Source organism: Methylobacter sp. BBA5.1, from assembly GCF_000746145.1.
Classification (GTDB): domain Bacteria; phylum Pseudomonadota; class Gammaproteobacteria; order Methylococcales; family Methylomonadaceae; genus Methylobacter; species Methylobacter marinus.
Genome location: NZ_JQKS01000004.1, coordinates 107,425 through 129,511 on the forward strand (window position 1 = coordinate 107,425; position 22,087 = coordinate 129,511).

The window sequence follows — 22,087 nt, forward strand, 5'->3', positions numbered from 1 at the left end:
AAAATGACGACCAGCGAACAAGACCTGAAATTCATGGCCATGGCTTACGACCAGGCGCAAAAAAGTTACGACGAAGGCGGCCTGCCGATCGGCGCGGTTATGGTTGAAAACGGCCAGGTTTTAGCCGTGGGCCATAACAGGCGCGTTCAGGAAGGCGACCCGATCGCGCACGGTGAAATGGACTGCCTGCGTCGAGCCGGACGGCGCGGCAGTTACAAGGACGTCACGCTATACACGACGCTCAGCCCCTGCATGATGTGTGCAGGCACCATTGTTCAGTTCGGCATTAAACGCGTCGTTATCGGTGAGAAGGAAAACTTTGCCGGCAACATTGCATTTCTGGAAAGCCACGGCGTTGAAGTCGCCGTGCTTGACGACCCTCGCTGCATCGCACTGATGGCCCGGTTAATCAAGGAAAAACCTCAACTCTGGAACGAAGATATCGCCGTGGAATAAAAAACCGGCGGTATAAAACACTATCGGCCGCTGCCTCGCCAGCCATTCCCTGTTGTCCTGAATTGTCACATTGCTGACATAATCATACACTCCAGATCCTGAGTAAAATTCATAATTTATTGAATTTTATATATTTATACAAAATGGCACAGTCCTCGCTTGAGTTGTTATGTCAATTAAATCCCAAGGTGAGAGTAGGCAATACCGTGAAAAAATCCGTAAACCTGGCCATGGTCAGCAATACCGCATTTGAAGCTGGCAAAGCGGAAAACCTGAGTCAGTACGATATCAGCAACGCGCTACAGACGACGCTGGAATTTAACGAACTGATCTCCATTTTTTGCAGCAGAATCGAATCGATGATTCCGCATAGCGGTTACGTCTATAGCAATCGGGAATTCAGCCTGGAAATTAAAAATGGCGTCTTTACCAAGCATGCCTATAGCCATGCCTTTAAAATCGAGCAACAACCACTGGGTGAATTAAAACTGATGCGCAATCATCAGTTTACCGAGGCTGAAATCGAGTTACTGGAAACGCTGCTGCGCTATTTGATCTATCCGCTGAAAAACGCAACGCTGTTTCATCGGGCGCTGAGAATGGCGTATATGGACCCGCTGACGCAGACCCATAACAGAGCGTCCTTTAACGACACGATAAACCGGGAAATCAGGCTGGCCATACGCCAGGCCAAGAATCTGGCCATTATTTTCCTGGACATCGACCACTTTAAAACGATTAATGATGATTACGGCCATGATTGCGGCGATATCATGCTCGCCTCTGTCGCGGCATGGATCAAGGACAGCCTGCGTAGCAGCGATCTCATCTTCCGTTATGGCGGCGAGGAATTCGTCATCCTGTTAAGCGACACCGATCTGGCCTACGCCGAATTGCTGGCGGAAAAAATACGCGCCGCCATCGAACGGCGCACCATGACCTATGACATGAACACCCTCAGGATGACCGCAAGCCTCGGCGTCAATGCCTTACGCGCCGACGACACGTTCGAGTCCTTCATTAAACGCGCCGATGCCGCCATGTACCAAGCCAAAAAGAACGGCAGGAACCGGGTCATAGCCGCTCGATAACGGCTGGCGGCAATCGGCAACGCGGGGCGCCTCTGCGATTGGCGGGTCAGCGAACCCGCCTGACCTTAATGCCGTCTGTGCTTGTGGCTTTTCATTTCCGTTTCGGCTACCGCTTCCCGTTTCTCTCTTGCCATGCCGGCAAAATCAAACAGCAGATCCAGTTCTTTATCGGTCAACTCATAGAACGCATGCGCTTTCAGGCGCTCCGGCAGCACCACGGGCCCATAACGCAGGCGTATCAAGCGGCTGACGGTCACCTCCTGCGATTCCCACAAGCGCCTGACCAGCCTGTTGCGGCCTTCGGTGACGATGACGTGATACCATTTATTGGCGCCCTCGCCGCCGGCAAAATGGATTTCGTCAAACCTGGCTTTGCCGTCTTCCAGTTCCACGCCTTGCTTGAGCTTTTCCATGGTCGCCTCCGACACTTCGCCCAGAATACGCACCGCGTACTCACGCTCCACGGCCGTCGACGGGTGCATCAGCCGATTGGCCAGCTCGCCGTTGTTGGTCACCAGCAATAGCCCCGAGGTGTTGATATCGAGACGCCCTACCGCTATCCAGCGGCCCACGGGCAATTTCGGCAACTGCGTGAATATGACCGGGCGCCCCTCGGGGTCGCGGCGCGTGACGACTTCGCCGGTCGGCTTGTGGTACAACAACACGCGCGTCGGCTGCTGATCGAATTTTTCCCAATGCACGACCCGGCCATTGATCTGTAAAAGATCGCCAGGCTTTAGCCGGGTGCCCGGGCTGACTTCCGCCCCGTTCAGCTTGACCCGGCCTTCTTCTATCCAGCGCTCGATTTCCCGGCGTGAGCCGACGCCACCGCGTGCCAGCACTTTCTGGATGCGTTCGCCGTCTGACGGCTGACTCGCCTCGACCGTCTCAGACACCTTTGGCCTGGCGCTGACCGGTTTCTTTTGCGCGTCTGCCGAAGCGCCGCGTGGCGCGGTTTTTTTATAGCGCTCGCCCGGCGATGCCTGGCGGTCGGTTTTTTTCGCTGCCTTGTTATTGTTCAGCTGTTTCTGCGAGTTCTTCGCGGGTTTCTTGCTTTTCACTCTTTACCTGCATGGGTTGTTGCCCGTTATCCACCGACAAATCAAGATTTTGAATCTCCTGCAAAGTCGGCAGTTCATCTAACGAGGCAATATTGAAATAATCCAGAAATTGTTTGGTCGTGCCGTAAATGGCGGGCCGGCCCGGGGCTTCCTTATGCGCCACCACCCGCACCCACTCGCGTTCAATGAGCGTCTGCATAATGCTGCTGCTGACGCTGACACCGCGAATATCCTCGATATCGCCGCGCGTTACCGGTTGCCGATAGGCGATGATGGCCAGCGTTTCCAGCAAGGCACGCGAATATTTGGGCGGTTTTTCCTCAAAAAGTCGCGACACCCAACGCGACAGCTCCTGTTTAACCTGAAACCGATAGCCGCTCGCCACTTTTTTCAGCTCGACAGGCCTGGACCGGTATTCCTCGACAATGGCATCAATGGCCGACTGGATTTCCGCCAATTCCGGCTGCTCGATTTCGGGAAAAACCTGTTGCACCTGTTTCGCTGTCATCGGCCGGCTGGCTGCAAACAAAATGGCTTCGACTATGCGCTTGATTTCCATGTTGGGTTCTGGCTGTTCAATAACGGGAGGTGGTACCGGCAATTGCGCCGATTGAGACTGTCTGCGCCGATTCTTGTGCCTGACGTAGGCTTTAAGCCGGTCTAAGTCGACAGGCGGCCCCTTGACGGGCTCGGGAATAATACGGACATTCGAGTCAATCGCATCGTCTGTTATCGGTTTGGTTTTTCTGGGCTTTGGCTCTTTCTTCGCTTTAGGAGGCGGAGACGGCGCTTCGGACTCGCAGTTCGGCAAGGGCGTCTGACTGGATGATGTCGATGAGTCGCTCTTTGCTGAGTTCGAGGATGGCCAGAAACGAGACAACGACCCCGTGTCGCCCTTCTTTTCGGATAAATAATTGCGAGAAAAGGAGACTATCCGCTCCTTTAAGGTTTTCCAAAATGGTTGCCATTCGTTCACGGACTGATAACGGTTCTTTAGTGATTTGGTGGTGACTGAGTTGTTCTACCCGTTTCAGCACATCCTGAAATGCCAGCAGCATTTCCTTTAACTGCACATCGGGCAGGATTTTTTCAACATTGAGCGTGGAAACATCGACAGCGGTCTCAAACAAATCGCGCTCAAGCCTGGGCATCAAGTCTATCTCTTCGGCCGCGTTTTTAATACATTCATACTCCTGCAACCGGCGAATCAGCGTGGCCCGAGGGTCCTCTTCCTCGTCTTCCGCTTCCGGCTGCCGGGGCAGCAGCATTCTGGACTTGATCTCCGCCAGCAGCGCGGCCATCACCAGATATTCCGCCGCCAGTTCCAGATTCAGCAATTCCATCATCTGGATATAGGCGACATACTGGTGGGTAATCTGAGCAATCGGTATGTTGACGATATCGAGGTTCTGCCTTCTTATCAGATACAGCAGCAAATCCAGCGGTCCCTCAAAGGCCTCCAGAAACACTTCCAGCGCATCGGGCGGAATATAGAGGTCTTCCGGCAACTGATTGAACGGCGCACCGTGGACCATCGCAATGGCTTGCGGCTCATCCAGGATTTCGGCTGTGTTTTGACTCATCTGAAAAAATTAGCAGTGCCTGCCGGTAACCGGAAGATCGTTGCGCAATACCACACCCTATAACCCGGCAATTGAAAAAAACAGCTGCTGGGCGATGTACATCGGATAAGCCAGAATCGCGCCCAGGGCGCCAGTCATTAACAGCAGCACCAGTATAAGGAATCCATAACGCTCCAGCTGGTTATATTTCCAGGCCAGCCGGGACGGCAGAATGCCGGTCAAAATACGACTGCCGTCCAACGGCGGAATCGGCAACAGATTGATCATCGCCAGCACCAGATTGATGGATATGCCGGCAATACCCGTATAGATCATCGGCAATGATATGGCTTCCATGTTCAGGATCACGCCCAGACGCACGCACAGCGCCCAGGCGATCGCCATCAGCAGATTGGAGACCGGACCCGCCAATGCAACGATCGCCATATCGCGGCGCGAATTCTTGAAATAACGGGGGTCGACCGGTACCGGCTTGGCCCAGCCGAAAATAAAGCCGGTGCCCGTCATTAACAATATGCCAGGCAGGATAATGGTGCCGACCAGATCAATATGCTTGATCGGGTTCAGAGTCAGCCGGCCCAGCATAAAGGCCGTGTTGTCGCCGTATTTTTTCGCGACCCAACCGTGAGCGACCTCATGCACAGTAATCGCGAAAATCACCGGCAACACCCAGACAACGATACGCTGCAGCAGCGTCAATTCATTCATCATAACTTCGCTTCCTGTATCAATCGAGCATGGGAGCAAGTCCTTTGCCCTGTCTGACAACCTCGCAGCCATTACCGGAACACTCGATCATGGTCGTCTGTTCGGAGGCAATAATACCGGCATCGATCACCAGATCCAGCTCATGTTCAAGCCGGCTTCTGATTTCATAAGGGTCGGTGAGCGCTTCGCTATCGCCCGGTAATATCAGGGTGGTGCTCAGCAAGGGTTCACCCAGCTCCTGAACCAGCAATTGCGTCACGGGGTGATCGGGAATGCGTATACCGATGGTTTTTTTCCTGGGATGCTGGAGCCTGCGGGGCACTTCGCGCGTGGCATCGAGAATGAACGTAAACGCGCCCGGCGTTAACGCCTTGATCAACCGATAGGCATCGTTGCCCATTTTCGTGAAATTCGAAACCTGCGTCAGGTCCGTGCAGACCAGCGTAAGATTGTGTTTATCGTCCAGTTGCCGGATGCGGCGAACCTTGTCCAGCGCCTGTTTATCGTCTATTTGGCAGGCAATCGCATAAGACGAATCCGTCGGATAAGCGATAACGCCGCCTTTTCGGATGATGTCCACGGCACGGTGTATCAAACGCAACTGCGGGTTCTCGGGATGGATTTCGAAATATTGAGCCATTACCTGAAGTGACAAGTTATAAAACAGGGAGCCATTATACCGTATTATCGCTCTGATTCTTTCTTTGCGACCTTATCGCGCAAATAAACCGGCATTGCCTGTTCGACATCGACGGCCAGCCCTTGTTCGAAACCACGCGCGCCCAAACGCGCAATGGCGCCGGCACGCGGCAATAAACCGGGCTCGCACCGATCGACCAGGCCCGCCAGCCGGGTCATTAACTGGTCCCGATAAACGCCCCAGCCGGAGCCCGCGCCCACGCCTTGCAACGGCGGATATTCAACCTGTTCGGCCGGCGTCACCGCTTCCCGTCCCAACAATTCGGCATGACCGTGCTGATCGCGCCGGTAAACGCCCCAGAAAATCTCGCCCATGCGCGCATCCATGGCCGTGAAGCATACATTATCATCATGGTGATCGAAAAAATCCTGCGCGATGGCGGCCAGCGTGGACACCGGCACAACCGGCAAATCGGCGCCGAACGCGATGCCCTGAATGATGCCTGTGGCAATGCGCACGCCGGTAAAGCTGCCCGGGCCGCGGCTGAAAGCCAGGGCGTCAAGCTGCTGCGGCATCAGCCCGGCTTCGGCCATCAAGGCATCGATCATCGGCAAAATCAGCCGGGTATGCTTCTGGGGCGACACTTCAAAGCGCTCGGCCACCGCGCCGTCTATCAACAGCGCTGCCGAGCAGGCTTCGGTGGACGTTTCTACCGCTAATAATTTCATTGCTCAGTCTCTTGTTGAAAAAAGGCCCGCACATCTTCAATATCGCGGGTTCGCTTCATAGGCGGCACGCTGTCCAGGAAAACCTGGCCGTAGGCGCGTTTCAGCAGACGCGGATCGCAGACCATCAACACGCCCCTGTCCGTGACGTCGCGAATCAGCCGGCCTATGCCCTGCCTGAGCGCAATCACGGCGGCCGGCAGTTGATGCTCGAAAAACGGATTGCGCCCCTGCCGTTCCATGGCGTTCAGGCGTGCTTTCAGCACCGGATCGCCGGGTGATGAGAACGGCAGCTTGTCGATGATCACGCAGGACAAGGCTTCGCCGCGCACATCGACGCCCTCCCAAAAGCTCGAGGTGCCCAACAAGACCGCATTGCCGGCCGCTTTAAATTGCTCCAGCAGCCGCCCCTTGGGCCGGCTGCCCTGAACCAGCAACGGATAGTCCAGCTTGTCTTTCAGCAGCGTTTCGGCCTGTTTCAGCGCACGGTGGCTGGTAAACAGAAAAAACGCCCGCCCCTTGCTGGCCTGCAGGACCGGCAGGGCGAAATTCATGATAATCGGGATGAATTCGGGATCGTTCGGCTGCGGCAAGCCTTTGGGATGATAAAACAGCGATTGATTGGCATAATCGAAGGGACTACCCCAACTGGCGCTGACGGCATCGCCCAGGCCCAGATTATTGGAAAAATGATCGAACTTTTGCGCCACGCTCAGCGTCGCCGAGGTGAAAATCCACACCGCCTGATGGTGTTGCATGAACGAGCGGAATTCGGCCGCGATGTCGAGCGGCGTCCGGCTCAGGGTAAAGGTTTTCCTGTGAATCTCGTACCAGCGTATCCATTTGCCGCTGTCATCATCGATAATGATCTTTAATTGCTGAAGCAGCTCGTCGGCGCGCTTGAAGCACGACTCCAGGCCCTTGGTCTTGACCGAGGCCAGTTCCAGTTGATCGGTCAGGCGCTGCAACTGCTCCTTAACGGCAGTCAGCCCGGCGGCTATTTTGGGATTAGCTTCAATGTCCCGCCATTCGCCGCGTTTCAGTTCTATCCCGAAAGCCATGCGCAGATCCTTGACTTCATGTTCAAGGTCTTCGCAAGCCGTGCGCAAAGCCGGGATATCGGTCGCGTCTTTAAAGTATTCCACCAGGGCGTCGCCGGCCAGGTCATTTAGTTGCTTGGCCCCGACATTGATGCCCAGAAAGTTTGACGCCGTATCGGCCAATTGGTGCGCCTCGTCGATGATCACGACATCGGCATCCGGCAACAGCTCGCCGAAACCGCTGTCACGTATCGACCAGTCAGCGCACAGCAGATGATGATTGACGACCAGGATCTCCGATTCCTGCGCCTTTTTGCGGGCTTTGACCAGAAAACATTCGGCATAATCGGGACAATCCTGGCCCAGGCAATTTTCCAGCGACGAAGTGGCCTGATACCAGATCGGATCGGCTTCGGCCACCTCGGACATTTCCGAGACATCGCCGATTTTCGTGCGCTGCGCCCAGGAGCGGATCTTGGCCAGCGCCGCTGCGTCTTCCTTGCTGAAACCCAGGGTCGATGCAAAGGCGTTCTTTAGCCGATAGGTGCACAGATAATTACCGCGGCCTTTCAGCAGCGCGGCCGTGAAAGGTTGCTTGATTGCCTCGCGAATAACCGGCAAATCCTTATTGAACAGTTGATCCTGAAGATTCTTGGTGCCGGTTGAAATGATGACTTTCCTGCCCGATAAAATAGCCGGCACCAGATAGGCGAAAGTCTTGCCCGTGCCGGTTCCCGCCTCCGCTATCAAATTCCGGTTTTCATCGACGGCACGCGCGATCGCTTCGGCCATCTCAACCTGAGCCGCCCTGGGATGATAACCTGGAATTACCTTGGATAAGGCGCCGTCACTGCCGAAGAATGTTTCTAATTCTGTCACTTGAGAAATAATAAAAATGCCCGTGCCATGGGCTGACCTGGATGACTCCACACAAAGGATAGAGTGTACGAAACAACCCGATGCGGTTTCAAGTTATAAAGCGAAATACAGTGCCGATTACCTGATAAACGTAAATCCAGGGTCTGTTTTTTTATCGCGGCATGCTGTCGGACATAAGCCTTGTCTGGCCTACTCTTTCGGGTCCAGGCGGCGGCGTTCGGCCAGATAGTCCTCACGCTGCATGGGGCCTATCAGTATCAAGCCGGCGACAAAACCGCCGGCATGCGCCCAGAACGCCACGCCGCCGCCCGGTCCTTCCGCGCCGAACAGGCTGCTGACCAACTGAATGAAGAACCAGAGACCGAGCATATACACGGCGGGGATTACCGCTGTGGTGATAAAGAAACCTATTGGAATCAGAGTGTAGACAGAAGCCCTGGGGTATAACCGTGCATAGGCCCCCATCACGCCGCCGATGGCGCCGGATGCGCCGACCATGGGCGTAATCGCCGCCGGATTCGATACGATTTGCGCGGCGGCGGCCGCTACAGCGCAAAGCAGATAAAAACCTATAAAGCGAAAAACGCCCATGACATCCTCGACATTATCGCCGAAAATCCACAGGAACCAGAGATTGCTGATAATATGAAACCAACTGCCATGCAGAAAGGCATGCGTAATCAAGGTTGTAACACTGCCCTTGCCGTCTACGACACAGCCCACATCCTCAATCATCGGTATAACGGTGCCGGCCGGCACAATACCGAGCAAATCGCCCGGAATCAGGCTGTAGAGGCAAAATGAGTTAATCAGCGGCCAGACGCTTCCGGCGCCCTGAACAAACAGCCATACCAGGATATTAAGGCCGATAATGGTAATGGTTGCTACCGGCGCGCGTACTGTCGGATTTTCATCTCTGATTGGAAACATAAACACCTTGCCTTAACAATTTAAGTCTGTTTATAGCTTATTGTGGGGCAAATAAAAATGCCTGTCACCACCTAATAAACCTGAAGAATACTCGACGTTTTCGGCGCACAGCGGCGCGGCCTGGCTATATGGCAAAATAATAAAGACGCTTATTGGCGTCATCTGCCTTCTGGAGCGCTTTATTCGCCGCCGTTAACAGTTTATCGAGCGTTTTGCCGTTCTTTGGATAAATCGATATGCCAACGCGGCTTGATAAGGAAAGATTGCGCCCTTCCATTTGGATAGCTTCTTCAATTCCCTTGACCAGCCTTTCGGACAGCAGGCAAAGTTCTTCTTCGGTCTGAAAAAACGGCACAAACAGGTACAGTTCATTGCCGTCCAATTTCACTGCGAATTCGTCTTTTCTGCTTAAGCTGACAATTTTGTCGCAGATCTGATTCAATAAATTCTCGCAGTCCTTCTGGCCCAGCATGTGGTTCATTTTTTCACAATCACCCACAAACACATTGAGGAAGGCTATGCGCATTCCGTATCTGTCGGCTTTCGTTTTAAAAAAAGGGAATATTCTTTCCAGTTCCGTCCTGTCGATTAACGGCGATAAAGTCAGCAGGTCTTCCTGAACCTTTTTCATCAATTTCTGTTCATCTTCTATACTGCCTGCTATTTGCTTTTCCGCCGTTTCAATCTGAACCCGTTCGACCCGCCTGTTACTTCTGTTGCCAAATAACCAGCCCCAGGCTCTGCCAATATCGTCAAGCCCGCGATGTGATGTTTTTTTTCGCATAATGCCCCTTTATAAAATCCGCTGTCGGCGCGACAACATTAGCCCCCCTGATAGCCTAAACAGGCCCGCCGGCAAAGTTCACCTCAACAAGAATCCATCACTTCGGAGTTTCCTGTTTCCGCCATCCCCTATAGTAAGAGCAAATCCGGTCATTATCTATCCGTATCATTATCTAAGTGGTTTTACGAATACTACTAATTCGGTCGATCCGCTATAACTATTTCCTACAAACCGGATCGAGTTTTATTTAACTGGCTGAACGGGCCAGACTTAGCCGACTCGATATCAACAATAAGGATTGGGATTTGGTCAATAATCACGTCTCTGAATCGGTTACGGGTGTAGTCCATGTTGTCGTATCAGCGGCTGCATGGCACTCGTGCCTCCAGGTCAGGTAACGCTGTCAAGCTTCCTGCCCTGCCTGTTTTCATCTTGATTCAAGCCGCATTATTAAATGCATAACAATTATTAGACAAAGGCATAACATAATGGCTGACCGCATCAACAAACCACAAGTCGGGGCACCTGATCCTGAATTAACCACTTCACCTATCCTTGAAGAGTATCCACTGGAAGCTCAGGATTATAAACTTCAGCAACCCGGTGCCCCGAACTGCGTGTTTAACAATAGAAACTATGCCCATGGTACCTATGTCTGCAGCGGCGACAATTTATTGCATTGCGATTATGGCGTCTGGATAAAAATCGGCTCCTGCGATCCCGATAACACGTAGATAATCCCATAGACGAGAGATCAACAGCCCGAATACCGGATCTGTCATCATCTAAATAGAGAGGCTACGAACCATGCATAACTTATCCGAGTTTCAGATCAGCAATTTCAAGAAGCAACTGAAATCCCGATTTCTGGAACTACGCCATGAAATACGCGATGAACTGCTGTCCTACGATAATGAGCAGTACAGGGAACTGGCCGGAAGCGTTCATGACTCGGCGGATGAAGCTGTGGCGGACCTTTTGGTTGATATCCATCTCGCCAGCATCGACCGGCATGTGCATGAAATCAATGAAATCGATTCCGCCCTGTTGCGCATCGCCGAGGGCCGTTACGGCACCTGTGTTGAATGCGAAACGCCGATTGAGCTTAACCGCCTGGTGGCGAATCCCGCGGCCAAACGCTGCATCGTCTGCCAGACGCATTACGAAAAAACCTATGCCGGCAATAGAAAACCGGACGCGGAAGTCCGCCTGTAGGGCACGGACACTTTCATGACCAGGCTCGGGCGCTTGCCGCAGCTAAACGCCGGCAATCATTGAGCCGACAAAGCGCCCGTCCTTTCAGCGTTCAGCACACACCGCCCTATCGGCGCTCCATCCGCATCGCACCGGGCAAGCGATTTTCCTCGATAATCGCCCGAATCAGGGCTTCGGCGCCGTCAAGCTGATCATCATAGACTTCGGTCAGATAAGTTCCCGGCGGCGTTGTGGTCAAGGGCTCCAAAACCGAACGCCCCGGCTTGCCGGTATCGATGCGCGTAACGGCCGAAAGCCCGGGCCGCAACGGATGCGCCCGCAATTCCTCCGGATTCAGGCTGATTCTTACCGGCACACGCTCGCTGATATGGATATAGTTGCCGGTGGCATTTTCCGGCGGCAGCAAACCGAAGACGCTGCCGGTGCCAGCGCCCAGGCCCAGCACCTCGCCATGATAAACCACGTCCGGCCCGTACAGATCGACGGTGATTTCGACCGGCTGTCCCGGTTGCACGAACGTCAGTTCGCTTTCCAGAAAATTGGCTTCTATCCACAGATAATCCAGCGGCACGATAGCCAGCAGCGGCGTGTCGGGATGCACCTGTTCGCCGGGCTGAATGCTGCGCTTGGCGATGAATCCCGATACCGGCGCCACGATTTCCTGCCTGACCCGGTCCAGATAAGCCTGCTTGAGTGCAGCGGCGGCCTGCCGGACCCTGGGATTGTCCGCCAGTCCGGCGCCATGCACCAGCGCCTCGGCTCCGCTCAATTCGGCGCCAATCCGCCGGGTCGCGGCTTCGAGTTCCAGAATGGCAAATTCGGTATCCTCGATCTGCTGCGCCGAAACGGCGCCGTCTTCGGCCACGCTGCGGTAGCGCGCCAGATCACGGCGGCTTCGCCTGAGCGTCGCGTCCTTTTCCGCCAGCCGCTGGCGCAGCATCTCGACCTTGCTGAACAGGATCTCAACCTGGCGCACGGCTTCGGCCAGGTTGGCCCTGGCCCGCTCCAGCGCCACTTCAGCGTTCAGGCCATCGAGACGCACCAGGACATCGCCGGCGTGCACGTACTGGGTGTTGTCGACGCGCACATCGACGATCGTGCCGCTGGTCTGCGCCTTCAGCGAAGCCTGATTCCCCGTGACGTAAGCATCATTGGTCACGACCACATGCCGGGAATGGAACTGCCAGTAAGCCAGGCAGGCAAGCCCTGCCAGACCGGCAAGCAAAGCGACCACGAGCAACCGGCGCGCTCGCCGGTCCCGCCATTGCCGCAGGCGCGGCCCTTTATTTCCCGGAGCCGATTTGAGCGGGCTGATGTTGCTGTCCTGCCTGTTATTCATGAGAGTCGTTCTTGTTTTCGTAGCCGCCGCCCAGGGCTTCGATCAGTCCGACCGCGGCTTGAAGATGTTCGGCATGCAATGCGCTGAGTTTCAGTTGCTGCCCGATCTTGCGGATGTCGGCATCGATCTCGCCGTCGCGCGGTTTGAGCCCGGCCCGATAGCGCTTGCCATTCAGTCTGGCTTCCGCTTCGGCCGCCTGCAGCGCCCGTTCCTGGGCGGCATCATGGGCCAGGCTCTCGCGCCACCGCGCCAGTGCATCGGCCACTTGCTGAACGGCGCCCAGCAAGATTTCGTTATAGCTTTCCACAGCGGCATCGTAACCGGCCTGCTCGTTCTTCAGCGACGCTTCCAGGCGCCCGCCTTCAAAAATCGGCAACGTGACGGTAGGCCCGATCGAATAAGCCACGCTGGCGCCGTTGGACAGAAACAGATCCTTGAGATTCAGGCTGTGCAAGCCCGCGAAGCCGACCAGATCGATGTCAGGATAAAACTCGGTTTCGGCGACTTTCACCCGCTTCGCGGCCGCCTCGATCCGCCACAGCGCCGCCGCGACATCCGGCCGATGCGCCAGCAAACCTATCGACAATGATTCAGGCAGCGGGAAGGATTCGGCAAACGCATTCTCCGCCACCGTGATGCCTTCTCCCCAGTCCGGCCCTTGCCCCGCCAGCGCGGCCAGCCGGTTGCGCAATACCTTCGCTTCCGCGCGCAAGCTGACCGCCTGCTGATGTGCGGCCGCCAACTGTTGCTCGGCCGCATGCACAGGATCCTGCGTATCGATGCCCTTGTCCCGGCGCAGCCTGGCAAGACGCAGTTTTTCCTCGGCATTGGCAACCAGGGTCCGCACCAGCCTGCTCTCGTCCTCGGCCGAACACAGGCGGAAATAGCCGCGCGCGATGGCCGTGCTTAACATCAATTGCGCCACCGCCAGTTCCGACGCCTGCGCCCGTGCCTTGCCCAATGCCGCTTCCAGCGCCGCCCTGTCCTTGCCCCAAAGATCGAGATGATAGCGAAACACTAGCGGATCAATGTAGGCGCCGAAAGCGGTACTTCCGCCGGTGGGGCCATAGAAATCGGTCTCGGAAAAATGGCGCAAGTGAAGGTCGGCGATTGCCCCGATACTGGGCAGCATCTCGGCGGCCTGATAATCGGCCACGGCCCGCGCCTGGCCCAGCCTGGCGCGCGCCACCCGCAGCGCGGGGCTGGCGCGCAACGCCGTCCCCACCAGCCGTTCCAGCTCCGGGTTGTGGAAGTCACGCCACCAATACGCTCCCGGCCATTGGCTGACCCGCTTTTCGGCGCCCTGCCCCGCCTCCACGGTCCGCTCCAGGCTCGGCATTTCCATCAGCTCCGCCCTTTCCCCCTGCTCAGGGAACAGCGCGCAGCCGCTGATCAATAATGGCAAACCGGCCAGCAACCGGATTATTGTCCGGCTTGTTCTAATAGGTCCGCACATCGGTCAAGGCTCCTCAACCAGCGCTTCCAGGGCGGTTTCACGCACGGCTTGCCGAGGCGGAGGCCGGCGTGCAGGCCCTGCCGGCCGGGCAAACCAGACCAGGGCCGCGAGTCCCAGAAACAGCAAGGCCGAGAACCGGAACGTGTCATTAAGCCCCAGAATGGCGGCATGGCGGCTGGCTAAACCGGCGAGTTTGGCCGTGGCGATCTGGCCGTGCATGCCGGCCGCATTCAGACTACCGATAATCTCCCTGCCCAAAGTGTCGTAAGGTGTCAGGGTTTCAACCAGACGGCTTTGATGGAACGCGGCGCGCCGTTCCCAGATCACGCCGATCAGTGGCGATGCGATACTGCCGCCCAGTACGCGCAGCAGACCGCCCAGCTCCACGGCCTGACTTTGCCGGCGCGGCGTCAGGCCCGACAGGAACAGGGTCGTGAGCGGCACGAACAGACCGCCCAGACAGAAGCCTTCCAGAACCTGAGACCCGAGCGTGCCGCTGAACAGACTGCTGCGCTGGAAAAAATCATAACGGCTGGTCCAGAAGCAAAATCCGGCGAACGCTACAAGATTCAAGCAAGCCAGCAGGCGTGCATCGAAATAATGCACGATCCGGTGAAAAAAGACCGCCATCGGCTTGGCCAGGATCACCAGCGGCAGCAGCACGGAGCCGACCATAAACGAGGTATAGCCGGCCACCGACTGCAGCCGCACCAGCAGAATGGACAGCAGGCCGTACATGAGCAAAAAGCTCGCGCTCAGGACGATGGCGCCGATAGCGAAGTTGCGGCGCGCGAACAGGCGTATGTCCAGCAACGGATGACGCTCGGCCAGTTCCCAGACGATGAAACAGGCCAGAGCCAGCAGACCGGTAAATACCAGCGACACGATCAGGCCGGAGTTGTACCAATCCGCATCCTGGCCCTGGTTCAACGCCGCCTGCAAGCAGCCCAGCGCCACGGCCAGCAACAGAAAACCGATACGGTCGAAAGGCAGTTTGACGCGTCTCGATACGCTATCGAACAGCAAGGCCCAGACCAGCGCCGCCGAAACAACCGGCAGCGGCACATTAAGGTAAAACAGCCAGCGCCAGCCCAGCGTGTCGGCGATCCAGCCGCCCGCCGCCGGACCCAGCGTGAACGGGCTCAGCGCGGCCATGCTCCAGAGCGCGACGGCGAAGGCTTTTTTAGGCTCGGAATATGCACTCAGCAACAAGGTCTGCGACAAGGGGATTGTCAGTCCGCCGAAAAAGCCCTGAAAGACCCGGCCCAGGAGAAACCACATCAGTTCATCCGTAACCGAACAAAGCAGTGATCCCAGCGCCATGAGCATCATGGCGGCGATGAACAGGCGCACTTTTCCGAAGCGGGAAGCCATCCATGAACTGACCGGCAAGGCCATCGCCAGGCTGATGAAATAATACGTCTGCATCCAACTGGCATGACTCGGACTGACGCTCAGACCACCCGCGGCATGCAGACTGATCGACGCGAACGCGCCGGTATTGAAAAGCACCAGCACATTACCCAGCAGCAAGGCGAAATTAAGCAGGAAAAATTGTCCGCCGTTCAGGTGACCCGGATCAGCCCGAACCGCTTTCAGGCTGTCGCGCCTCGTTACAGTCAGGATATCCCGTGCTTTCTCGCTGGCGACACTCATGATGGAAACCTCTCATTATTAGAATATTAGGATATCTAATAAAGAGCATTTTCCCTGCCAACTTGAAAAAATCAAAAAATATCAAATAAAATCAATAAATTAATATTATATTTAAGCTGAATTCCAGCGATAACCGGCAGCGATAGTCACTTGATATCGTTAAATAACGAAATATCGTGAATCGTATTGGGCATGAGCGGATTTGATTTTGTTTGCCGTGAATTAGTTACTTGCGGGGTATAGAGGTCGTGGAAGGCGTATTGCGTAGTGTTGCAATACTGGAATGCACCGGCGGATTTTAACCGGTTTGCAATGCATGAGGTGTTCAATTACTTTCGATCCGGATGGAGCAGATTGCCCGTCCGGAACGTTCGACCTGGCCAAGCGCGGCAGCTTCGCATTGGCGCCATGGAAATCTTGATTAAAGAAACAAGAGCCTATTAGTCAGTCAATTTAATTATGGCGGTTAAATTGTAGGTGCGAATTTATTCGCACTATTCGCACGCCATGAATACGCTGCAAATTTTACTCGTCAGAACAAGGCTGACTGAGTACTACATTCCGCAGCAAAATTTGACCTAATCAGAATTATTTCAGTATCGATTTAATCGGCCTGTTCATTTTCCTTGATTACCAGGCGTTTCAATCTGGCAATTCCTACGGATTGATGCCCTGATACCGTAAAATGAACAGACACGCAAGGGCGAACCTGTGTGTTTGTCCCTGCCCAACGGTTCGCCTTTGGCCAGCGGTTCTCCGATAACCCGTTGTGCACCCGAAACAGGGCGGACACGCAGGTCCGCCCCTACAATGTACCTGCGCGATACAGACGTCCCCTTTGATTTGTATGAGCCGCATCGCAAATTATTAGGTGATTGCCATATTAAATATTATTCCGGTAGTGGCTGAATTGGCTTCGGAATGTCGGTAAGAGGCTATAAAAACCGCCTTCCGATGCCCGAAAGGCGGCTGATATTAAGCAATAGCCGAGTTGTATCTATGCAGCTAACGGTTGAGCGCGCTTGCGATTGAATCCCAGCAACCCCATCAAGCCGGAACCGAACAGCCAGACAGCGGCAGGAACGGGTACAGCGGAGACATCCGTTGTAATCTGAAATTGTGCTCGCCCGCCTGTAAAATCAAACGTCGGATTACCAGCTCCCACATCGTAACGGATATGAACACTATTATCTGAAAAATTCAATATGGCCGCCAACCCCAGATCCGTGATATTCCCTGATATCAATGATAATCCGGTAATACGCTCGCCTGCGTCGAAAACAATATTAGTGATCCATGCATCGAATGTCTCAAAATCCCATATGTCTTGAGAATGAAGTGTCAATATGTTTGTCAATGGATCCAAATCCATATGGACAACACCGCCACCCCAATTTGATGGATTTTCAACAAAATTGGCCCCCGTTAACTCCGCCCCGTCACCGACGGGGGCACCGATATTTTCATGCACTAGAGGCCTTCCTCCGCCGCAACAATACGGCAGGTCAGATTCAGTTCTGAAATCTCCGGATAAAATTGCCGCCTCAACATTTCCGGTAACTAATAGTACGGTTATCAGTACAATAGCGCTCCGTAATCTCTTTATCGTAGTCTTCACTGCTTTCTCCTGATTGATGCTTACTAGAATGGAAAATGGTCAAACGCTGGATGTCTTAACCCGGAAATTTCATGGAACCACAGAGAACGCAAAGAAAATCACGGCATTATCATTTCTAACTGATAACCTCATGGGCTCATTATGAAAAATATTTGCAAGTAATTGAGCCTTTGTGTCCTCCACACACCGCTACGCTGCTCCTGCGTTGCCTACAGGGATGTAGGTACTTAGCGTGAGCAGGAGCAATTACCGAGGAGCAGGTTTCGACCTACCGCCTGCATCCTGCAGTCGTTCGTGGTGAAATATTCAGATTAAGCGCCTAATCAAGTTGACCATGAGAAAGAGTATCCTTGTATATTGATGCCCGTCATCACCCATATGGGTGATAAGCTGCAAAAATAGTTATTTTTTTCCGATAAGAGAAATTTCACCCCGTACGGCGCCGCATTACTGGCCACATAATCGCCCAATGAACTATGAACCGCGCCTGCTTATCCCAAGCTTCAGCATGCGCGAGCGCAAGGTGTTCGGATTCATGCCCAGCATGGCCGCCGCGCCCTTGGGGCCCGAGATCACCCAGCCGGACGCCTCAAGTGTGCGCAGGATATGATTGCGCTCCATCGCTTCCAGGGTGGCCGGACGGTCTGGTGCGGCTTGGGCGTAAGGATTGAGCAATGGGCCGATTTCCAGCACCGGCGTCTGACAGAGGATTACGGCGCGCTCGATCACGTTCTGCAGTTCCCGCACATTGCCGGGCCACGCATACTGCTGCAGCGATTCCAGCGAGGCCGGATCGATGTCATCGATGCGTTTGCCGAGCTTCCGCGCGTATTTGGCCAGAAAAAACCGTGCCAGCAGCGGAATATCGGCCTGACGCTCACGCAGGGCCGGAATATTGATGGGAAATACATTCAGGCGGTAATAAAGATCGGCCCGGAAGCGGCCTTCGGCGACATCATCGGGAAGATTGCGATTGGTCGCCGCGATCACGCGGACATCGACTTTCAAGGTCTCGCTGCCGCCCACGCGTTCGAACTCCTGTTCCTGAAGCACGCGCAGCAGTTTGGCCTGGGCCGCCGCCGGCAGCTCGCCCAATTCATCCAGCAGCAAGGTGCCGCCGTGCGCCAGTTCGAAACGGCCCTTGCGCTGCTGGGTCGCGCCGGTAAATGCGCCTTTTTCATGGCCGAACAGTTCGCTCTCGATCAGCTCGCCAGGCAACGCCGCGCAATTGACCTTGACCAGTATCGCGCCGCTGCGGTCGCTGAGATCGTGAATGCCGCGCGCGAGCAGTTCCTTGCCGGTGCCAGTCTCGCCCAGCAGCAGCACCGGCGTGTCCGTGCGGGACACCATGCGCGCCTGCTCGAAGACGGCGCGCATGACCTTCGAGCCGCTGACGATCTCGCCGAAATTATGCTCGGAGTCGATCACTTCCTGCAGATAACCTTTCTCGAGCTGAAGCTTGCTGAGCGCCTGTTCGGTCAGCCGCCGATCGTTCACATCACGCAAAATCAATGTATTAAGACACTGCCCGCCAGCCTCCAGCGGTGAAAAACTGACTTCGATCGCAAACTCCTCGCCGTCGGCTCGGCGCGCGCTGAGACCTTCCGGCAGCCAGGCCGGTGCCTTGACGGCCTGTTCGTCAAAGCCGAGAAACTGCCTGAACAAAGCATGACAACTCGGCGCGATAAAGCGCTCGACGGGCTGGCCGATGGCAAGATCGGCCGCGCAGCGAAAAATCCTCTCGGCGGCGGCATTGAACAAGGTGATGCGATGCTGCCGATCAATCGCCACGATAGCATCCATGACCGAACCTAAAATGGCGGAGAAGCGCTGTTCGCTTTCCGCCAAGGCCTGCATGGTCAACCGCTGCCCGGTCCGGTCGCGCTGGGTTTCCACGACAGCCACGACTTCGCCCCTGGCGTTGGTAATGGCCCCGGCATCAATGACCAGATAAAGCCTGCGCCCATCCGGCATCGGACACCAGTTTTCCGTATGCAGCGTACCGGTATCCGAAACGACGTCACCGGCTATTTCATAGAGGCTGTCCAGTTTTCCGAGCGAGCGATCGAGCAGCAGGTCGGCAAGACAGGGGCGCGGCGCGGGGTAGAAGCCCTGCCAATGCCTGTCAGTGCCGATCATGTCCTCGGCCTTGAGCCCTGTCAGCCGTTCGCAGGCCTTGTTCCAGATCAGGACCCGGTGCCGGGTGTCCAGAACAAAGGCCGGAACCGGCATGTGTTGCAGCAAATGCTCGGCGAAAGCATCCTTTGGCATTGGGGCCGGCCGCATTATTGAGCGCTTTTTTGTTTAGCCTTTCTTTGCCGCGAAATACGGGCTAATTCCAGATACTGCTTGCGCAACAGCGCGAGCTCTTCTTCTTCCATCTCTTCCAGGTCCAGCAATTCGTCATTGGCGCCTTCGATGACTCGAATCAACTCGTCCAGCTTGACCTGCAGCGCATCGGTGTCACGATTTTGCGTGTGTTGGATCAAGAACACCATCAGAAATGTCACGATGGTCGTGGCGGTGTTGATGATCAATTGCCAGGTATCGCTAAAACCGAACAGCGGGCCGGTGATGATCCACGACAGGATGACCAGTATCGCGATATTAAAGGCGAGCGGTTTGCCGGTCAAACGGGCCCACGAGCGGGCAAAGTGATCGAATCGGGTGTTCGAATAAACCGTATTCTGTAGTTTGTCGACCCACTGATTTACGGCTTTGTTAATAAGCGCTTTGTAGTCTATTAGCTCATTCATCGGATTGATTTCGGTTAGTTGAGGGGCTGTCGAGTGCTGACCGGTAAGTTACGGTGAACAATACACTTCTGTCGCTCAATATTATCTAGTTACAATAGAACGGTCTAGCAGGACTATGACTTGGCTTTAATTTAATTACATGGAAAAATCTCATGCCAGTCGAAATCATGCTCACTGTAGTGGCCACGTCTATTATCCAGTCCGTCTTCGGGGCGGGCGTTTGCTGTTCGGTACGCCTTTATTGCTGTTGTTTGGCTACGAATTCCTGGCTGTTCCACGGTGAGTCGATCCAGATGGAAAGAGTGATCGATAAACTGACCCAACAATTACATGTGCCCCACGCTGTCAGTTGGACCGCGTTAAGCCATGTCCCGGATGAGTGCCCGTAAAAAAACGGCCGTTAATAAGTTCAAAGACCGAATTTTGAATTGTTGTGAAGGACGGCAATAAATCGAGTGAGCGGCTAAGAATTTGGCTAAAAATGACTTCCTGAAACTGGAATCTTGCATAGGATGAGATGAGAGCACAGCGAAGCGCATCGCTCGCAAATGATGCGTCTCCTGTCGTCGGCACATCCTATGTTTAAACAGGGAAATTATTGACGACCAAATCCTAAATTGCCGGACTGCGTCAATTGCAAAGGGTCGGGCCCCGGTATTTTATTTGCAATAAATTATGAGTCCATGCCACTGAAATGCAAGCTCACTTGCAGATAATCCGAGCCTTTATACTTAGCGATGCAATCGCCAACTCAGCCAGGTAGACTCACGTTCCAGATACTGACGTCTGGTCCGGCGCTTACAGCTCGATCCGGGAAGCCGCGGCATGCGTCTGACGTGGCATGGAAGAACAATAGAACGTTAAATTTAACTATCGCCTCAATCTTTCCATTTCTTCCAGCAAATCCAGGATCAGCGCGCTGCCTGGCAGATTGATGTCCAAATCCTGCTGCAACCTTAAGGCAATCTGCAGGCGCTTCAGGGCGTACGTGTCGAAACGCCAGGTATAAACGGAAGAACCTTCGGGTTCCAGCACGCCTTCTTCCACCATTTCAATGACCTGCTCGGGACTGGTTTTGGCGAACTCGCACAGCTCGACCAACGTAAAGCGCATGCTTTCATCGAGCACTATACCGGAAATCACGATTATCTCATTTTTCATTTCATACCCCCATCGCCGCACGCGGATTCATCGGCATCACTTTGGCCATTTGCTCATACAGGGCTTTTGCTTCATCGGTTCTGGCCGATGGCGTGACGATCTTCAAGGTCACATACTGGTCGCCGGCAGGCGTTCCGGGCAGACCGCGGCTTTTCAGGCGCAACTGCTTGCCGGCCTGCGAGCCGGCCGGGACTTTCAATTCGACGGTGCCGCCCAGCGTCGGCACCGGAACGGTGGCGCCCAGGGCGGCCTCCCACGGCGTGACCGGCAGTTCAAGATGAATATCGCGCCCCTCAGCGCGAAAATAACGGTGGGGCTTGAATTCAATTTCCAGATACAAATCGCCGCTGCGGCCGCCGCCGACTCCCGGCATGCCCTGCCCTGCCAGGCGGATGCGCTGCCCGGCCTTGATGCCTTTCGGAATCTTGACATTTAAGGTCCGCACGCTTGAAACCAGGCGGCCTTGGCTGTCTGTTTGCGGTACGTTCAGGGAAATCAGGCTGTCGGCGCCGCGGTAAGCGTCCTCCAGATCGATCTGTATCCTGGCGTGCTGGTCGCTGCCCTGCATGTGCGCCTGCCTGCCGTAGACGCCGCCCCGCCCGGCGCCGAAACCGCGCCCGAACAGCGCCTCGAAAAAATCGCTGAATCCGCCCCCCGTACCGGTGAAGCCCTGCTCGGCACCGAAATCAAAGCCCCAATCAGGCGGCGGCGTAAAGGGCTGCCCCTCCTGCCAGCCACGGCCGACCTGATCATAGGCGGCGCGCTTTTTAGGGTCTTTAAGCACTTCGTAGGCCTCGCCCAGTTCCTTGAATTTCGTCTCGGCATCGGGCTCCTTGCTGACATCGGGATGGTATTTGCGGGCCAGTTTGCGGTAGGCCCGCTTTATCTCCTCTGGCGAGGCGTCCCTGGAAAGCCCCATTATTTTGTAATAATCTTTATATTCCATAGTGCGAATCGGCTCCGCTTTAGCATGGGAAAAGGGTAAAGTG

Annotated in this window: 22 protein-coding genes; 5 read left to right on the forward strand and 17 right to left on the reverse strand. The window is 55.0% G+C overall.

The features are described from left to right. Positions 1–3: 3 nt before the first annotated feature. Both EK22_RS03625 and EK22_RS03630 read left to right on the forward strand, forming a co-directional pair. Positions 4–456: a nucleoside deaminase gene (locus EK22_RS03625; RefSeq protein WP_020157621.1), complete on the forward strand. Its 453-nt coding sequence runs from the start codon at positions 4–6 to the stop codon at positions 454–456. A gap of 206 nt (positions 457–662) precedes the next feature. After that, entirely contained in the window at positions 663–1,547 is an 885-nt protein-coding gene (locus EK22_RS03630) for a GGDEF domain-containing protein (RefSeq protein ID WP_081917758.1), read from the forward strand. A 65-nt stretch (positions 1,548–1,612) separates the two neighbouring features. On the opposite strand, the gene rluB is transcribed toward EK22_RS03630, so the two are convergent. The 9 genes from rluB to EK22_RS03675 all read right to left on the reverse strand — a co-directional run bounded on the left by rluB (position 1,613) and on the right by EK22_RS03675 (position 9,897). Next, positions 1,613–2,608 (reverse strand): 23S rRNA pseudouridine(2605) synthase RluB, encoded by a 996-nt coding sequence (rluB, locus tag EK22_RS03635; RefSeq protein ID WP_081917750.1) that lies wholly within the window; start codon positions 2,606–2,608, stop codon positions 1,613–1,615. Next, the gene (gene scpB / locus EK22_RS03640; RefSeq protein WP_235209209.1) at positions 2,559–3,419 is read right to left on the reverse strand and encodes an SMC-Scp complex subunit ScpB; all 861 of its coding nucleotides are present in this window, start codon (positions 3,417–3,419) and stop codon (positions 2,559–2,561) included. Before scpB ends, rluB begins: the two co-directional genes overlap by 50 nt. Continuing rightward, positions 3,379–4,191, reverse strand: coding sequence for a segregation and condensation protein A (locus EK22_RS03645; protein ID WP_051961650.1), 813 nt, complete (start codon positions 4,189–4,191; stop codon positions 3,379–3,381). The genes scpB and EK22_RS03645 overlap by 41 nt, the downstream gene beginning before the upstream one ends. A gap of 57 nt (positions 4,192–4,248) precedes the next feature. Further along, positions 4,249–4,902 carry a site-2 protease family protein gene (locus EK22_RS03650; RefSeq protein WP_036248167.1) on the reverse strand — a complete coding sequence of 218 codons (654 nt, stop codon included), beginning with the start codon at positions 4,900–4,902 and terminating at the stop codon, positions 4,249–4,251. Positions 4,903–4,918: 16 nt separating this feature from the next. After that, positions 4,919–5,539: an L-threonylcarbamoyladenylate synthase gene (locus EK22_RS03655; protein ID WP_020157627.1), complete on the reverse strand. Its 621-nt coding sequence runs from the start codon at positions 5,537–5,539 to the stop codon at positions 4,919–4,921. A 44-nt stretch (positions 5,540–5,583) separates the two neighbouring features. Next, positions 5,584–6,267, reverse strand: a complete 684-nt coding sequence (gene tsaB, locus EK22_RS03660) for a tRNA (adenosine(37)-N6)-threonylcarbamoyltransferase complex dimerization subunit type 1 TsaB (protein WP_020157628.1) — start codon at positions 6,265–6,267, stop codon at positions 5,584–5,586. Further along, positions 6,264–8,183 carry an ATP-dependent DNA helicase gene (locus EK22_RS03665; protein WP_036248338.1) on the reverse strand — a complete coding sequence of 640 codons (1,920 nt, stop codon included), beginning with the start codon at positions 8,181–8,183 and terminating at the stop codon, positions 6,264–6,266. Before EK22_RS03665 ends, tsaB begins: the two co-directional genes overlap by 4 nt. Before the next feature lie 189 nt (positions 8,184–8,372). After that, the gene (locus EK22_RS03670; protein ID WP_020157630.1) at positions 8,373–9,113 is read right to left on the reverse strand and encodes a rhomboid family intramembrane serine protease; all 741 of its coding nucleotides are present in this window, start codon (positions 9,111–9,113) and stop codon (positions 8,373–8,375) included. 124 nt (positions 9,114–9,237) lie between these two features. Beyond that, positions 9,238–9,897, reverse strand: a complete 660-nt coding sequence (locus tag EK22_RS03675) for a diguanylate cyclase domain-containing protein (RefSeq protein ID WP_036248172.1) — start codon at positions 9,895–9,897, stop codon at positions 9,238–9,240. A 488-nt stretch (positions 9,898–10,385) separates the two neighbouring features. Here EK22_RS03675 and EK22_RS03680 point away from each other — a divergent pair, with 488 nt between their 5' ends. Both EK22_RS03680 and EK22_RS03685 read left to right on the forward strand, forming a co-directional pair. Next, positions 10,386–10,631, forward strand: coding sequence for a DUF1496 domain-containing protein (locus tag EK22_RS03680; protein ID WP_020157632.1), 246 nt, complete (start codon positions 10,386–10,388; stop codon positions 10,629–10,631). Positions 10,632–10,704: 73 nt separating this feature from the next. Further along, positions 10,705–11,112 (forward strand): TraR/DksA family transcriptional regulator, encoded by a 408-nt coding sequence (locus tag EK22_RS03685; RefSeq protein WP_020157633.1) that lies wholly within the window; start codon positions 10,705–10,707, stop codon positions 11,110–11,112. A 106-nt stretch (positions 11,113–11,218) separates the two neighbouring features. Here the strand turns inward: EK22_RS03685 and EK22_RS03690 are convergent, their stop codons facing one another. The 6 genes from EK22_RS03690 to EK22_RS03715 form a co-directional block, all read right to left on the reverse strand. Then, on the reverse strand, positions 11,219–12,451 hold the full coding sequence (locus EK22_RS03690; RefSeq protein WP_036248174.1) for an HlyD/EmrA/EmrK family protein: 1,233 nt from the start codon (positions 12,449–12,451) through the stop codon (positions 11,219–11,221). Beyond that, positions 12,444–13,907, reverse strand: coding sequence for an efflux transporter outer membrane subunit (locus EK22_RS03695; RefSeq protein ID WP_051961652.1), 1,464 nt, complete (start codon positions 13,905–13,907; stop codon positions 12,444–12,446). The genes EK22_RS03690 and EK22_RS03695 overlap by 8 nt, the downstream gene beginning before the upstream one ends. Before the next feature lie 3 nt (positions 13,908–13,910). Continuing rightward, the gene (locus EK22_RS03700) at positions 13,911–15,563 is read right to left on the reverse strand and encodes a DHA2 family efflux MFS transporter permease subunit (RefSeq protein WP_051961654.1); all 1,653 of its coding nucleotides are present in this window, start codon (positions 15,561–15,563) and stop codon (positions 13,911–13,913) included. 997 nt (positions 15,564–16,560) lie between these two features. Continuing rightward, complete coding sequence (locus EK22_RS24860; RefSeq protein ID WP_200882560.1) at positions 16,561–17,181, reverse strand: hypothetical protein; 621 nt, start codon at positions 17,179–17,181, stop codon at positions 16,561–16,563. A gap of 474 nt (positions 17,182–17,655) precedes the next feature. Continuing rightward, positions 17,656–19,452: a sigma 54-interacting transcriptional regulator gene (locus EK22_RS03710; protein ID WP_235209210.1), complete on the reverse strand. Its 1,797-nt coding sequence runs from the start codon at positions 19,450–19,452 to the stop codon at positions 17,656–17,658. A gap of 14 nt (positions 19,453–19,466) precedes the next feature. Then, positions 19,467–19,937 (reverse strand): low affinity iron permease family protein, encoded by a 471-nt coding sequence (locus tag EK22_RS03715; RefSeq protein WP_020157640.1) that lies wholly within the window; start codon positions 19,935–19,937, stop codon positions 19,467–19,469. Positions 19,938–20,089: 152 nt separating this feature from the next. Here EK22_RS03715 and EK22_RS24865 point away from each other — a divergent pair, with 152 nt between their 5' ends. Then, a complete protein-coding gene (locus EK22_RS24865) occupies positions 20,090–20,326 on the forward strand; it encodes a hypothetical protein (protein ID WP_200882561.1) in 237 nt (78 codons plus the stop codon). Between the two features lie 481 nt (positions 20,327–20,807). Here EK22_RS24865 and EK22_RS03720 read toward each other — a convergent pair whose 3' ends face one another. After that, complete coding sequence (locus EK22_RS03720) at positions 20,808–21,098, reverse strand: chaperone modulator CbpM (protein ID WP_020157641.1); 291 nt, start codon at positions 21,096–21,098, stop codon at positions 20,808–20,810. Between the two features lies 1 nt (position 21,099). Then, entirely contained in the window at positions 21,100–22,044 is a 945-nt protein-coding gene (locus EK22_RS03725) for a DnaJ C-terminal domain-containing protein (RefSeq protein WP_036248182.1), read from the reverse strand. Positions 22,045–22,087: the final 43 nt, after the last annotated feature.

Coding starts and splice junctions, on each gene's coding strand:
- EK22_RS03625 (WP_020157621.1), top strand. CDS start 4: ATGACGACCAGCGAACAAGACCTGAAATTCATGGCCATGGCTTACGAC.
- EK22_RS03645 (WP_051961650.1), bottom strand. CDS start 4,191: ATGAGTCAAAACACAGCCGAAATCCTGGATGAGCCGCAAGCCATTGCG.
- EK22_RS03650 (WP_036248167.1), bottom strand. CDS start 4,902: ATGATGAATGAATTGACGCTGCTGCAGCGTATCGTTGTCTGGGTGTTG.
- EK22_RS03655 (WP_020157627.1), bottom strand. CDS start 5,539: ATGGCTCAATATTTCGAAATCCATCCCGAGAACCCGCAGTTGCGTTTG.
- tsaB (WP_020157628.1), bottom strand. CDS start 6,267: ATGAAATTATTAGCGGTAGAAACGTCCACCGAAGCCTGCTCGGCAGCG.
- EK22_RS03670 (WP_020157630.1), bottom strand. CDS start 9,113: ATGTTTCCAATCAGAGATGAAAATCCGACAGTACGCGCGCCGGTAGCA.
- EK22_RS03675 (WP_036248172.1), bottom strand. CDS start 9,897: ATGCGAAAAAAAACATCACATCGCGGGCTTGACGATATTGGCAGAGCC.
- EK22_RS03680 (WP_020157632.1), top strand. CDS start 10,386: ATGGCTGACCGCATCAACAAACCACAAGTCGGGGCACCTGATCCTGAA.
- EK22_RS03685 (WP_020157633.1), top strand. CDS start 10,705: ATGCATAACTTATCCGAGTTTCAGATCAGCAATTTCAAGAAGCAACTG.
- EK22_RS03690 (WP_036248174.1), bottom strand. CDS start 12,451: ATGAATAACAGGCAGGACAGCAACATCAGCCCGCTCAAATCGGCTCCG.
- EK22_RS03695 (WP_051961652.1), bottom strand. CDS start 13,907: ATGTGCGGACCTATTAGAACAAGCCGGACAATAATCCGGTTGCTGGCC.
- EK22_RS03700 (WP_051961654.1), bottom strand. CDS start 15,563: ATGAGTGTCGCCAGCGAGAAAGCACGGGATATCCTGACTGTAACGAGG.
- EK22_RS03710 (WP_235209210.1), bottom strand. CDS start 19,452: ATGCCAAAGGATGCTTTCGCCGAGCATTTGCTGCAACACATGCCGGTT.
- EK22_RS03715 (WP_020157640.1), bottom strand. CDS start 19,937: ATGAATGAGCTAATAGACTACAAAGCGCTTATTAACAAAGCCGTAAAT.
- EK22_RS24865 (WP_200882561.1), top strand. CDS start 20,090: ATGCCAGTCGAAATCATGCTCACTGTAGTGGCCACGTCTATTATCCAG.
- EK22_RS03720 (WP_020157641.1), bottom strand. CDS start 21,098: ATGAAAAATGAGATAATCGTGATTTCCGGTATAGTGCTCGATGAAAGC.
- EK22_RS03725 (WP_036248182.1), bottom strand. CDS start 22,044: ATGGAATATAAAGATTATTACAAAATAATGGGGCTTTCCAGGGACGCC.